At 75.4% G+C, this 11,939-nt stretch carries 10 protein-coding genes and 1 tRNA gene; 3 read left to right on the top strand and 8 right to left on the bottom strand.

All coding sequences use genetic code 11. From position 1 onward, the window contains the following. Positions 1 to 91 precede the first annotated feature (91 nt). A complete protein-coding gene (locus ACFXGN_RS06620; protein ID WP_384854276.1) occupies positions 92 to 1,357 on the bottom strand; it encodes a hypothetical protein in 1,266 nt (421 codons plus the stop codon). A 132-nt stretch (positions 1,358 to 1,489) separates the two neighbouring features. After that, on the bottom strand, positions 1,490 to 1,999 hold the full coding sequence (locus ACFXGN_RS06615) for a SigE family RNA polymerase sigma factor (RefSeq protein ID WP_384854273.1): 510 nt from the start codon (positions 1,997 to 1,999) through the stop codon (positions 1,490 to 1,492). 141 nt (positions 2,000 to 2,140) lie between these two features. On the opposite strand from ACFXGN_RS06615, the gene ACFXGN_RS06610 reads away from it, so the two are divergent. Then, on the top strand, positions 2,141 to 2,521 hold the full coding sequence (locus tag ACFXGN_RS06610; RefSeq protein ID WP_384854270.1) for a DUF6479 family protein: 381 nt from the start codon (positions 2,141 to 2,143) through the stop codon (positions 2,519 to 2,521). 119 nt (positions 2,522 to 2,640) lie between these two features. On the opposite strand, the gene ACFXGN_RS06605 is transcribed toward ACFXGN_RS06610, so the two are convergent. The 4 genes from ACFXGN_RS06605 to ACFXGN_RS06590 form a co-directional block, all read right to left on the bottom strand. After that, positions 2,641 to 2,714 (bottom strand) — tRNA-Thr (locus ACFXGN_RS06605). 85 nt (positions 2,715 to 2,799) lie between these two features. Beyond that, the gene (locus ACFXGN_RS06600) at positions 2,800 to 4,344 is read right to left on the bottom strand and encodes an alpha/beta hydrolase (RefSeq protein WP_384854267.1); all 1,545 of its coding nucleotides are present in this window, start codon (positions 4,342 to 4,344) and stop codon (positions 2,800 to 2,802) included. Positions 4,345 to 4,638: 294 nt separating this feature from the next. Continuing rightward, positions 4,639 to 5,841, bottom strand: coding sequence for a DNA polymerase III subunit delta' (locus ACFXGN_RS06595; protein WP_384854264.1), 1,203 nt, complete (start codon positions 5,839 to 5,841; stop codon positions 4,639 to 4,641). A 133-nt stretch (positions 5,842 to 5,974) separates the two neighbouring features. Beyond that, positions 5,975 to 6,148 carry a hypothetical protein gene (locus ACFXGN_RS06590; RefSeq protein ID WP_384854262.1) on the bottom strand — a complete coding sequence of 58 codons (174 nt, stop codon included), beginning with the start codon at positions 6,146 to 6,148 and terminating at the stop codon, positions 5,975 to 5,977. 152 nt (positions 6,149 to 6,300) lie between these two features. Between ACFXGN_RS06590 and ACFXGN_RS06585 the strand changes: the two genes are divergently transcribed. Together ACFXGN_RS06585 and ACFXGN_RS06580 are read left to right on the top strand one after the other, a co-directional pair. Then, positions 6,301 to 7,614 carry a sensor histidine kinase gene (locus ACFXGN_RS06585; RefSeq protein ID WP_384854259.1) on the top strand — a complete coding sequence of 438 codons (1,314 nt, stop codon included), beginning with the start codon at positions 6,301 to 6,303 and terminating at the stop codon, positions 7,612 to 7,614. Next, positions 7,602 to 8,243 carry a response regulator gene (locus tag ACFXGN_RS06580; RefSeq protein ID WP_384854256.1) on the top strand — a complete coding sequence of 214 codons (642 nt, stop codon included), beginning with the start codon at positions 7,602 to 7,604 and terminating at the stop codon, positions 8,241 to 8,243. Before ACFXGN_RS06585 ends, ACFXGN_RS06580 begins: the two co-directional genes overlap by 13 nt. Positions 8,244 to 8,298: 55 nt before the next feature. Here the strand turns inward: ACFXGN_RS06580 and ACFXGN_RS06575 are convergent, their stop codons facing one another. Then, complete coding sequence (locus ACFXGN_RS06575; protein ID WP_384854254.1) at positions 8,299 to 10,932, bottom strand: FtsX-like permease family protein; 2,634 nt, start codon at positions 10,930 to 10,932, stop codon at positions 8,299 to 8,301. Continuing rightward, the gene (locus ACFXGN_RS06570; protein ID WP_384854251.1) at positions 10,929 to 11,879 is read right to left on the bottom strand and encodes an ABC transporter ATP-binding protein; all 951 of its coding nucleotides are present in this window, start codon (positions 11,877 to 11,879) and stop codon (positions 10,929 to 10,931) included. The genes ACFXGN_RS06575 and ACFXGN_RS06570 overlap by 4 nt, the downstream gene beginning before the upstream one ends. Positions 11,880 to 11,939 lie beyond the last annotated feature (60 nt).

Genomic DNA, 11,939 nt, shown 5'->3' with positions numbered 1-11,939 from the left:
GGCATCGGACGCGTACGGGTGAGAGGGGAAGGGCCCGGCTGCCGGTCGGCGACCGGCCCTCCCCCCCCTTCTGGAGCGGCTGACCGACGGCCTACCCCAGGGGCACCTTCCGCCACTTCGGGCTGAGGGCGACGGCCTTGAGCTGCTCGATGGTGAGGGCGGGCTCGGCGCGGGTGGCGGCCTCGTGCTGCGCGCCGGAGTTGAAGGCCGAGACGACGACGCGGAAGCCGTCGGGGGTGATGGTGTCGACGTTCCACCACACGACTCCGGCGCCGCCCTTCTCACCGGCCCGCTTGACGGCCCGGACCTTGCGGCCGTCGGGCAGGGTGACCACGTCCGGGCCGCTGAAGAGTTCGCCGATCAGGTCCTTGGAGGCGGGCTGGACGTTGACGCCGACGAGGCTCGCGCCCTTGCCGTCGTCGACGACGAGGTAGCCGTACTCGCCCGCGCCTCCCTTGGTCCGCACGTCGAGGCCCCGGGGGATCAGACCGCGCAGGGTGTCGCGGACGGCGGTGCCGACGGGCTCGGCGGGCGACGGCGCGCCCGGGTCGCCGCCGACCGGGGACCCGGAGAGGCGGGCGAGCAGCGGACGCCAGGCATCGGTGGTGACCAGGGTCTTCAGCTGGGCGGGGGTGAAGGGCGGATCGGTACGGCTGACGGGGGCGCCCTTCTCCGCGGCGGCGTTGTACTCGCTCGCGTCGACGAGGAAGCCGTCCTTGGTGAGGAGGACCGCGCGCCAGGTCTTGGTCTCCTCGCGCTTGTCGGGGTACTCGTACCCCTGGAAGATCATGAGCCGGGCGCCGTTCGGCAGCTTCTGGACGGTGCAGGCGTCGTAGGGGACGACGACCTTGTCGGGGCAGGTGACCATGTCCCGGGCGGAGGCGCCGGAGGCGCGGGAGAGGGAGACGCCGACGGCTGCCTTGCCCTTCCCGTCGTCGAAGACGCCCCCGGCGGCCTCGCCGGTGCCGCCGAGGCCGTCGAAGGTCCACTTCCCCCGGGGGGTGTGGGCCTTGAGGACGGCGGCGATCTCGTCGACGCGGATCGGGGCCCCGGGCCGCTTCTCGGCGGTGGCGGTGGCGGTGTTCGACACGGGGGTCCCGGCGACGGACGCGGTGGCGGCCGTTCCGGCGGGGTCGAGCAGCGAGCCGCCGTAGACGCCGCCGAGGCCGACGGCGACGAGCGCGAGGACGCCTCCGGACACGGTGAGGCGGCGGCGGACGAGGCGGCGGCGCCCGCGCCGGAGGCCGCCCTCGACGAGTTCGCGCCGGTCGTCGGTGGTGAAGGTGTCACCGGTGCGGCGCAGGACCGCGCCGAGCTGTTCCTCGAATTCTCGCGGCTGGTCTTCGTGCTGGGGCATGGCGAATTCGCCCTTTCCGATGGGGAGGGAAGAAGAAGGGGGATGGCTCTAAGAGCTGCTCTACGGGCTGCTCAACGGGCTGTTCGGCACTCGGCTCAGCGTGCGGCTCGGCGCGTGGCTCAGCACTTCGGCTCAGCGCGTGGCGAGTTCGCCGATGGTGCCGCCGAGGCGCTGCCGCAGTTTGGCGAGCGCCCGGGAGGAACGGGTGCGGACGGCGGCGGCGCTGACGTGCAGGGCGTCGGCGGTCTCCTCGACGCTGCGGTCCTCCCAGTAACGGAGGACGACGACGGCCCGGTCCTTGGGGGCGAGCCCGGCGAGGGCGTCGAGCAGCGCGATCCGCAGCGCCGGGTCATGACCGTCGTCGGGGGCGCGGTCGGGGAGTTCGCCGAGCGGGCGTTCGGTGGCGGAGCGGCGTCTCCGGTGGCTGAGGAAGGTGCGGACGAGGACGGTCTGGGCGTACGCGGCGGGGTTGCCGATCCGCGTCATCCGGCCCCAGAGGACGTACATCCGGCCGAGTGTCTCCTGGGTGAGGTCCTCGGCGAGATGGGTGTCTCCGCTGGTCAGCAGACATGCGGACCGGAAGAGATGCCCCGATCGTGCGGAGGCGAACTCCAGGAACTCATCCGCGCGGGACTGTCTCATGCCCCTCCTCTCGCTTCGGTCACGGGACGTGGTCGCCTTCACACCTCATTGACGCGACGAGGACGGGGGAATGTTTCAAGATTCTTCGAGCTGCCTGGACCGATCGCGTCCAAAAGGGGAGAAAAGGGGTAATCCTTGAGTATGAACACTCTCAGCGCAGCACAGACGCTGGCTGCGGGAGTCTGGCAGTCGGGCCTAGGGCAGCTGATCGGCGGTCTCGTCCTCGTCGGTGTCCTGATCGCCGCGGTCTGGCTGGGCTTCCGCGTCCGCGACCGCGAATCCCGGGCCCCCAAGCCCGACGAACAGCCGCACCGCCCGGACACGGGCGAACTGCCGGGCGAGGTGTCGGAGTACCGCCGCCGCACCGAGGTCCCCCGGACGGACGGCGAGCACCGGCTCATGCCCTACCAACTCCACGACACCGGGGAAGCCGCCCCGGACCCCCCGACCGAAGAGAAGCGCAAATGGGGCGGAATCTCCAGCGGCGGCTTCGGCAGCGGAGGCACGGGCCACGGAGACTGACCCCCCGGCCCCCTGCCACGGACACCGGAACCCTCCTGGGCCGGGGGCCTTCTGGGCTGAACTGACCACGGAAAACACAAAACCCCAGGTCACGGCGAGTGAGTCCTGGGGTTTCGCAGAGCCGCCTTCGGGATTCGAACCCGAGACCTACGCATTACGAGTGCGTTGCTCTGGCCAGCTGAGCTAAGGCGGCACGCTTTCTGGACCCATGGTGGGTGCAGCAGCGTCGCCAAGTCTACACAGTTTCCGGGGGTGGTCCGACCGCCCCCGGACAGGGCCTATGAGCAGCGCTTTCCGTCGGTCGGCGGGGTGCCTTCCAGGAGGTAGGTGTTGATCGCCGAGTCGATGCAGTCGCTGCCCCGGCCGTACGCCGTGTGGCCGTCGCCCTCGTAGGTGAGGAGGGTGCCCGAGGAGAGCTGCTCGGACAGGGAGCGGGCCCAGCGGTACGGGGTGGCCGGGTCGCGGGTGGTGCCGACGACGAGGATCGGGGCGGCGCCCTCGGCGGTGATGCGGTGCGGGCGGCCGGTGGGCGGCGTCGGCCAGTACGCGCAGTTGAGGGGGGCCCAGGCCAGGCCCTTGCCGAAGACCGGCGAGGCCTTCTCGAAGGACGGTACGGCCTTCTCCACGTCCGCCGGGCCCGTGTAGGACGGCGGCAGGTCGAGGCAGTTCACGGCCGCGTTGGCGAACATGAGGTTCGCGTACGTGCCGTCCGCCTCCCGCTCGTAGTAGCCGTCCGCCAGCGCGAGCAGCCCCGAGCCCTCGCCGCCGATCGCCCGGGTCAGCGCCTCCCGGAGCTGCGGCCACGCCCCCTCGTCGTACATCGCCGCGATCACCCCGGTCGTCGCGAGGGACTCACCGAGCGCGCGGCTCTCGCCCGTCGGCACCGGCTTCGCGTCCACGTCGCGAAAGAACTTCTTCAGCGCCTCGCCCGCCGCGTCCACCGACCCCGTGCCGAGCGGGCAGTCCTTCCTCCCCACGCAGTCGGCGGCGAAGGCGCGGAAGGCCGTCTCGAAGCCGGCCGTCTGGTCGCGGTTGAGGTCCAGCGACGGGAGCGACGGGTCCATCGCCCCGTCCAGGACCAGCCTGCCCACCCGTGCGGGGAACAGCTCGGCGTAGGTCGCGCCCAGGAGCGTGCCGTACGACGCCCCCACATAGCTGAGCTTCGCGTCCCCCAGCACCGCCCGCAGCACGTCCATGTCCCGGGCCGTCTCCACCGTGGAGACGTGCGGCAGGATCTTCCCCGAATTCTTCTCGCAGCCCGCCGCGAACTCCTTGAACGCCGTGGTCAGCGCGGCGACCTCCGCCGGGTCGTCCGGCGTCTGGTCGGTCTGCGTGTACGCGTCCATCCGCGGGCCCGTGAGGCATTCGACCGGCTCGCTGCGGGCGACCCCGCGCGGGTCGACCGCCACCATGTCGTACCGGGCGCGGACGGGTGCCGGGTAGCCGATGCCCGCGTACCCCTGGAGGTAGCCGACGGCCGAGCCACCGGGGCCGCCCGGGTTGACCAGGAGCGAACCGAGCCGCTTCCCCGGGCCGGTGGCCCGCACCCGGGACACCGCGAGGTCGATGTCGCCCGCCTCCGGCTTCGCGTAGTCCAGCGGTGCCCGCAGGGTCGCGCACTGGAAGCCGGCCACGCCGCAGTCGCGCCACTTCAGCTTCTGCGCGTAGTGCTTCCTCAGCGCGTCGGGCGCCGCGGACGCGGGGGGCGCCGCCGCCGTGCCCCGGGACGCCGCCGCGTCGCTTCCGCCGGAGCAGCCGGAGAGGATCAGCCCGGCCGCGGCGAGGGCCGCGGCGGACATACGGAGCAAACGCCTGGAGTCCATTCCCGGAGCGTATCCGTACCGGTACGGAACGTGTCCAATCGCCGTCCGGCGGCCGGGGCGGCGGGCGTACGGGGGCGTCGCGTGGGGGCCGCGGGTCCCGGAGCCCGCCTTCGGCAGGATCGAGACCCGGCCACGGGCCGGAGGCCCGCCGGGACTCGTGGCCGGGCCGAGGCCGGGACCTGTACCCGGACGGGGGCCGGACCTGTACCCGGGCGGAGACCGGACCCGTGCCCGGGCAGAGGCCGGACCCGTACCCGGGCGGAGGCCGGGACCGGTGCCCCGGCCGAAACCCCCTCAGCCCCTCAGCGACATCGTCATCGCCTCCACCGCCAGCAGCGGTGCCACATTGCGGTCGAGGGCCTCGCGGCAGGCGAGGACGGCCTCGATGCGGCGCAGGGTGCGCTCGGGGGTGGTGTCGGCCGCGATCCGTTCGATCGCGTCCCGCACGTCCGTGTTGGCCAGGGCGGTCGTCGAACGCAGCTGGAGCGCGAGCACATCGCGGTAGAAGCCGGTCAGGTCCGTGAGCGCCAGGTCCAGGCTGTCGCGCTGCGTACGCGTCCTGCGGCGCTTCTGCCGGTCCTCCAGCTCCTTCATCGCCCCGGCCGTGCCGCGCGGCATCCGTCCGCCCTGCGTCGCGCCGAGGGCCGCCTTCAGTTCCTCGGTCTCCTTGACGTCGACCTCCTCGGCGACCTGCTTCGCGTCCTCGCCCGCCGCGTCCACCAGTTCCTGCGCGGCCTTCAGGCAGCCGCCGACGTCACCGACCCGCAGCGGCAGCTTGAGGACCACGGACCTGCGGGCGCGGGCCCGCTCGTCGGTGGCCAGTCTGCGGGCCCGGTCGATGTGCCCCTGGGTGGCGCGCGCGGCCGCGTGCGCCGCCTCCGGCTCGATGCCGTCGCGCCGTACGAGCATGTCGGCGACGGCCTCCACGGACGGGGTGCGCAGGGTCAGGTGACGGCAGCGGGAGCGGATCGTGGGCAGCACGTCCTCCAGGGAGGGCGCGCAGAGCAGCCAGACCGTGCGGGGCGCGGGCTCCTCGACAGCCTTCAGGAGGACGTTGCCCGCGCCTTCGGTGAGCCGGTCGGCGTCCTCCAGGACGATGACCTGCCAGCGGCCCCCCGCCGGGGAGAGCTGGGCGCGCCGGACCAGGGCGCGGGTCTCCTTCACACCGATCGACAGCAGGTCGGTGCGGACGATCTCGACGTCCGCGTGGGTGCCGACCAGGGTCGTGTGGCAGCCGTCGCAGAAGCCGCAGCCCGGGGCGCCGCCGAGGGCCCGGTCGGGGCTCACGCACTGGAGGGCGGCGGCGAACGCCCGCGCCGCCGTCGCCCGCCCGGACCCCGGCGGGCCGGTGAACAGCCAGGCATGGGTCATCTTCGAGGCCTCGGGGACGGGCTGCCCCGCGGCATGGGCGGTCACGAACGTGTCGGCGTCCCGCGCGGCGGCGGAGAGCTGCTCCTCCACCTTCGACTGTCCGACCAGGTCGTCCCATACGGCCATGTCTGCCCCTCCTCAGGTACGCCTCCCATTGTGGGGCAGACCTCCGACAGTCCCGGCCCGGCGGAGGGAGCGGCGGACCGGCTCCCGGCAGACGGAGGCGGGCGGCGGAGGCGGGCGGCGGGGCGGCTGCCGGTCAGTTCCGGGCCCGGGGGCGCGTCAGCCACAGCGCGACGGCGGAGCCGAGCACCGCCGTGCCCGTGCAGGCGCTGGCGACGATGTGGGTGGCGCCGTCCCAGGCCGCGAAGGTGTTGACGTAGGCGTTGGCGAGGGCGCTCAGGACCAGTGCCGACCAGAACAGGGACCGCATGGGAACTCCAGGGGAGAGGAGGAGAGGCCGGACCGTCCGGCACCGTTCGATCTTCTTCCCGATCCGCTCCCGGCACAGCGGTGCCCGCCCCCGGACCGATGGTGGAGCCTGCTCCACCGCAGGCCCCCCGGCATCCCGCATAGCCTGTCGTCATGCGCGACGCGATCAGGGATGCGGGCCGGGCGTCCCTCCAGCTCCTGGTGGGGGCGGCGGTCTCGATCCTCTGTTACCTGATGATCGGGGTCGCCCTCTTCACCGCCTTCCTCACCGTCACCGTCATCGGCGCGGGCGTCCTGCCCGAGAGCGTGCTGCTGCTGCGCCGCCTCGCGGGCTGGGAGCGGCGCCGGGTCGCGGCCCGGACCGGGACGCCCGTACCGGAGGCGTATCTGCCGATCGAAGGGCCGCTCCCCGCGCGCGTGCGGACCGCCGTCATCGATCCCGGCACCGGCCGTGACCTGGTCTGGGCCGGGGCGCAGCTCCTCTACGGCATGGTCCTCTGGTACGCCTCCCTCGTCCTGTGGGCGCCCGCGCTGCTGGTCGACGGCGTCGTGACCGGACTCGCGGGGCGGCGGCCGGTGGCCCTGCCGCTGCACGGCAGGCTCGCCGGGCTCGCGGCCGACTGGTCCCGGGCGCTCCTCACGCCCGCGCCCTCGGCCGTCCGGGACGCCGCGCTCGCCGCCCGCATCGAACAGCTGACGGCGACCCGGGCGGGCGCGATCGCCGCGCACGGCGCCGAACTGCGCCGGATCGAGCGCGATCTGCACGACGGCGCGCAGGCCCGTCTGGTGGCGCTGTCCATGCGGATCGGCCTGGCCAAGCGCGCGTACGACTCCGATCCCGTGGCCGCGCGCAGGCTCCTCGACGACGCCCAGGACCAGGCCGAGGAGGCGCTCGCCGAGCTGCGGCACGTGGTGCGCGGCATCCATCCGCCGATCCTCACCGACCGTGGTCTGACGGGGGCGGTACGGGCGCTCGCGGCGAGCAGCGGCCTGGAGGTGCGGGTCTCGGTGGCGGGTCTCGACGAGGCCCCGGGCGGAGACGAGGCCCCGGGCGGAGACGGGCTCCCGGCCCGGGACGGCTCCCCGGCCGGAGACGGGCCCGCGCACGAGGACCGGCCCGCGCACAAGGCCCGGCCCGCGCGCGGCGACGGCCCCCCGGCCGCCCCGAACCCCCGCGCCCCCGCCGCCGTCGAGGCCGCCGCGTACTTCGTCGTCGCCGAGGCCCTCACCAACGCCGCCAAGCACAGTGGCGCCGACCGCGCCTCCGTCGCCCTCTCCCGTGAACCGGCCGCCCTCCACGTGCGCGTGACGGACGAGGGCCGGGGCGGCGCTGAGGCGGGCGAGCGGACCGGCTCCGGGCTCACCGGGATGCGCCGCCGGGTCGCCGCGCTCGACGGATCCGTCCGCCTGACCAGCCCCGTGGGGGGCCCGACCGTGATCGAAGTGGAGCTGCCGTGCGTGTGGTGATAGCCGAGGACAACGCCCTCCTGCGGGAGGGGCTGGTGCTGTTGCTGACCTCCTCCGGCCATGAGGTCGCCGGGGTCGCGGCCACCGGTCCCGAAGTCCTGCCGTTGCTCCTGGAGCACCGGCCGGACGTCGCCGTCCTCGATGTGCGGATGCCGCCCGGCTTCCGCGACGAGGGGCTGCGGGCGGCGCTCGCGGCCCGTGAGCGGCTGCCGGACCTTCCCGTCCTCGTCCTCTCCCAGTACGTGGAGGAGACGTACGCCGCCGAGCTGCTGGGCGGCGGCGCCCGGGGGGTCGGCTACCTCCTGAAGGACCGGGTGGGCCGGGTGGACGAGTTCCTCGACGCCCTGGAACGGGTCGCCGCCGGGGGTACGGCCCTGGACCCGGAGGTCGTCACCGAGCTGCTCGCCCGCCGCAGCGACCCGCTGGACGCCCTCACCCCCCGCGAGCGCGAGGTCCTGGAGCTGATGGCGCAGGGCCACGACAACGCGACGATCGCCCGCTCGATGGTGGTGACCGAGCGGGCCGTGCACAAGCACATCGGCAACGTCTTCCTGAAGCTGGGCCTGCCGCCGAGCGACAGCGGCGGCCACCGCCGGGTCCTCGCCGTGCTCGCCTTCCTCGACGCCTGAGCGGACCCGGGGCGCACCACCCCGGACCCGCTCAGGACCTCACCCGCTCAGGACCTCACCCGCGCGGGCGCCGCCCCGTGCCCGGCAGGAACACCCCCGCCACCACCGTGACCAGCACCGCCCCCGCGATCAGGCCCAGGTGGACCGGCGGGAGGTACGGCAGCCCGCCGGTGAGCGTCCAGGCGAAGGAGGTCAGCGGCAGGGCGGCGACCACGGTGCCGACGAGCAGGCCCGTGACGACGAGGAAGCCCGCCTCCAGGCCCAGCGTCCGGCGCAGTTGGCCCGCCGAGGCGCCCACCCGGCCGAGCAGCCGGAGTTCACCGCGCCGCCCGGCGCCGATCAGGGTGAGGGTGCTGAGCACGGAGAGGAGGGTGAGGCCGCCGATCGCGGAGACGACCGCCGCCGAGACGATCCCGTTCAGCTCGGCGCCGGGCGGGACGACCCGCTCGGGCACGACGGGACCGGGGAGGGGGCGGGTGCCGGGACCGGCCCCGTCGACGACGGCCCGCCCGGCACGGGCCTGGGCATCGGCCCCGCCCCCGGCTCCGCCCCCGGCTCCGGCCCCCGCGAGAGGACCGGCCCCGGCCCTCTCCCGCGCCGCCAGCACCCGTGACGGATACGGATCGCTCATGTGCGGGGCGAGTTCGGCCTTCGGGAGCAGGAACTCGCCGAGCGCGAGGGAGCGTTCGTAGACCGCGACCACCCGGAGCCGCCGGGGCGTGCCGTCGCCGAGCCGCAGCTCGACCGTCGAACCGGGGCGCACGTCCAGGGAGTCGGCTGTTCCGGAGCCGACCGCGACCGTACCCGTACGGGCGAGTCCGGCGAGGTCTCCGGCGACGACGCCGGGGTCGAGCGTGCCCGTCAGACCGGCCGCGTCGACGCCGAGGACGGGGAGCCGTTCCAGGCGGGGCGTGCCGAGCTCCGTACGGGCCAGGACCACCGACGACCGCAGCACGTCCGTCGCCGAGGCGATCCCGGGGAGCCTCCGCACGTGTTCCGCCGTCGTCCCGGTGAACGTCAGGTCCGCCGTGGTCGCCGCCCGGGCCTGCGCGTCGGCCGCCCGTTCCATGGTGGCGCCCGCCGAGAGCTGCACCAGCGCGAAGGCGGTGACGAGGACCACGGGGGCGAGCGCGGCCCCGAGGCGGCGCGAGTGGGCGTTCGCCCCGGCGGCCACGAGCCGTCCGGGGGCTCCGCCGCACCACCGCAGCGGCCGGTCGAGGACCACCGAGGCGGCCCGCGCGAGCCACGGCCCGAGCAGGGCGCACCCGGCGACCAGCGTCACCGTGGCCGCCCCGGCAGCGGCGGCAGCGGCGGCGCCGCCCTGGGCCGCGCCCGCCCCGGCGGACATCACGCCGACGAGCAGCAGCGCGATCCCGCCGACCCGCCGGGCGGTGCCCTTCCCTGCCCGGCCCGGCTGTCGGGCGGCGAACGGGACGACGGCCCTGGCGAGCCCCGTCACCAGCGCGGCGGTCACGAGGACGGCGGCGAACAGCCAGGGCGGGGAGGGCAGTTCGAGCCCTTCGGGGACGACTCCGGTACGGCCGCGCAGCGCGGACCAGAGGGCCAGGAACGCCGGTGCGCCCAGGAGGGCGCCGAGCAGCGCGGCGGGACCGGCCACCCGGACCACCTCGCGGCCCGCCGCGGCCCGTGCCTGGCGGGGTGTCGCGCCGACCGAGAGCAGCAGCTCCCGTTCGGCGGCGCGCTGTCCGAGGGCCTGCGCGACGAGCGAGGCGAGGACGAGGAGGGCGACGAGGACGACGGTGCCGGAGACGGCGGCGAGGACCATGAGGAGTTCGGTGCGGGCGGGCGGCGCGGCGAGGTGTTCGGCGCCGCCCCGGCCGTCGCCGGTGAGGGCCCGGAGCGGCCGGCCGGAGGCGGTGTCCTTGAGGCCCGCCCCGTCCAGGGCGGCCCGTACGCGCGCGTGGAGGGTGTCCACCGGGACGCCGGGCTCGCCGAGGACCCCGACGGCGCCGACGGTGCCGGGGTGTCCGGCGCGCTTCCCGGCCTCCGCCGCCGTGACGTACAGCGCGGCGGGACCGTCGGCGATCCCGACGACCGTCCGCCCGGCGACGGTGTCCCCGATCCGGACCCCGGCGGCCGACCCGGTGCCGGAGCCCGTGCGGGAGTCCGTACCGGAGTCCGTACGGGAGTCCGTACGGGAGTCCGTTCCGGCGCCCGTGCCGGAGCCCGGCCAGGCAGCCGTACCGCCGCCGAGGACCGTCTCGGAGCCGGTGCGGGGTTCCCGGCCCTCGGTCAGCCGGTACGGGGCCAGCCGGGCCGCGTCCCAGGAACGCCCCTCGTGGACGCGGTCCGCCGGGGAACCCTCCCGTACGGCGAAGGTGTGGTCCGGCACCGCCGCCCGGACGCCCGGCACCGCGCGCAGCACGGCGACGGCCGCCTCGGGGATCCGGACCCGTTCGGTGAGGCCCGCCCGTTCCGTGGTGGGCTCGCTGCCCCACGGCCGGGTCGTCCAGCGGACCTCCTGGTCACCGGCGACGACGACGGCGGTGGCCGCGTACCGCTCCACGCGCGCGTGGCCGAGGGCGGTCGAGCCGAGGGCGAGGGCCAGGGTGCCGAGCAGCGCGGAGGTGACGGCGACGGCCGCGAAGACGGCCGCCCAGGCCCGCCGGTGCGTCCGCAGGGACCGGACCGCGAGCAGCCGGACGGCGGCGTTCCCGCGCGGGCTCACCGGGACACCGCCGTACGCGCGCGCGGGGCCCCGCCGGGGACGGGACCGGCCGTGGCGCCCGCGGGGCCCCCGGTGGCCGTATACGAGGACCGGCCCGCCCCGAAGAGACCACCGGCCCCCGAGCCACCACGGGTCCCGGATCCGCTCCTGCCCCCAGCAGGACCACGACCCCCGGGAGCCACGGGCGGCGCCCCCAGTACCTCGCGTACCCCGGGCTCGTCCGGTCGGTCGAGGCGGGCGATCAGGCGGCCCCGGTCGAGGAACACCGCCTCGTCCGTCCAGGCGGCGGCCACCGGGTCGTGGGTGACGAGGACGACCGTGGTCCCCCGCTCGTCCACCGCGCGCCGCAGCAGCGCGAGGACCCCGGCCGCGGTGACCGGGTCGAGGGCGGCGGTCGGCTCGTCGGCGAAGACCACCTCGGGCTCGTTGACCAGGGCGCGGGCGATGGCGACCCGCTGGCGCTGGCCGCCGGAGAGGTGCTCCGGGGCGTCCTCCGCGCGGTCGGCGAGCCCGACGGCGGCGAGTCCGGCCAGGGCACGGGCGTCGAGGGCCCGGCCCTCCCGGGCTCCGGCGAGGAGCAGCGGAAGGGTGACGTTCTCGCGCACGTTCAGCGCGGAGACGAGGTTCAGGGACTGGAAGACGAAACCGACCCGGTCGCGGCGGAGCCGGGTGAGGGCGGCGGCCTTCAGGGTGGCGAGGTCGGTGCCCCCGATCCGTACCGTCCCGGCCGTCGGCCGTTCGAGTCCGGCCGCGCACCGCAGCAGGGTGGACTTGCCGGAGCCGGACGGGCCCATCACGGCCACGAACCGGCCGCGCGGCACCACGAGGCTCACCCCGTCGAGTGCGGGGGCGCCGCCGCCGTAGGCCCGGCCCACCCCGTCGAGGGCGAGGGCGGCGGAGTCGGGAGCGGGGGTGGGTCCACCCGGCGTCACTGCGGTCGTCGTCATACCGACAACGCTAGGAAAAGCCAGGTCAGGACGGTATGGAGCGGGCTGCCCAGTGGGGGG

Origin of the sequence: Streptomyces sp. NPDC059247, assembly GCF_042754005.1 — a bacterium.
Taxonomy (GTDB): domain Bacteria; phylum Actinomycetota; class Actinomycetes; order Streptomycetales; family Streptomycetaceae; genus Streptomyces.
The sequence above is the reverse complement of the archived record's forward strand: the minus strand, read 5'-3'. Positions and strand labels throughout refer to the sequence as shown.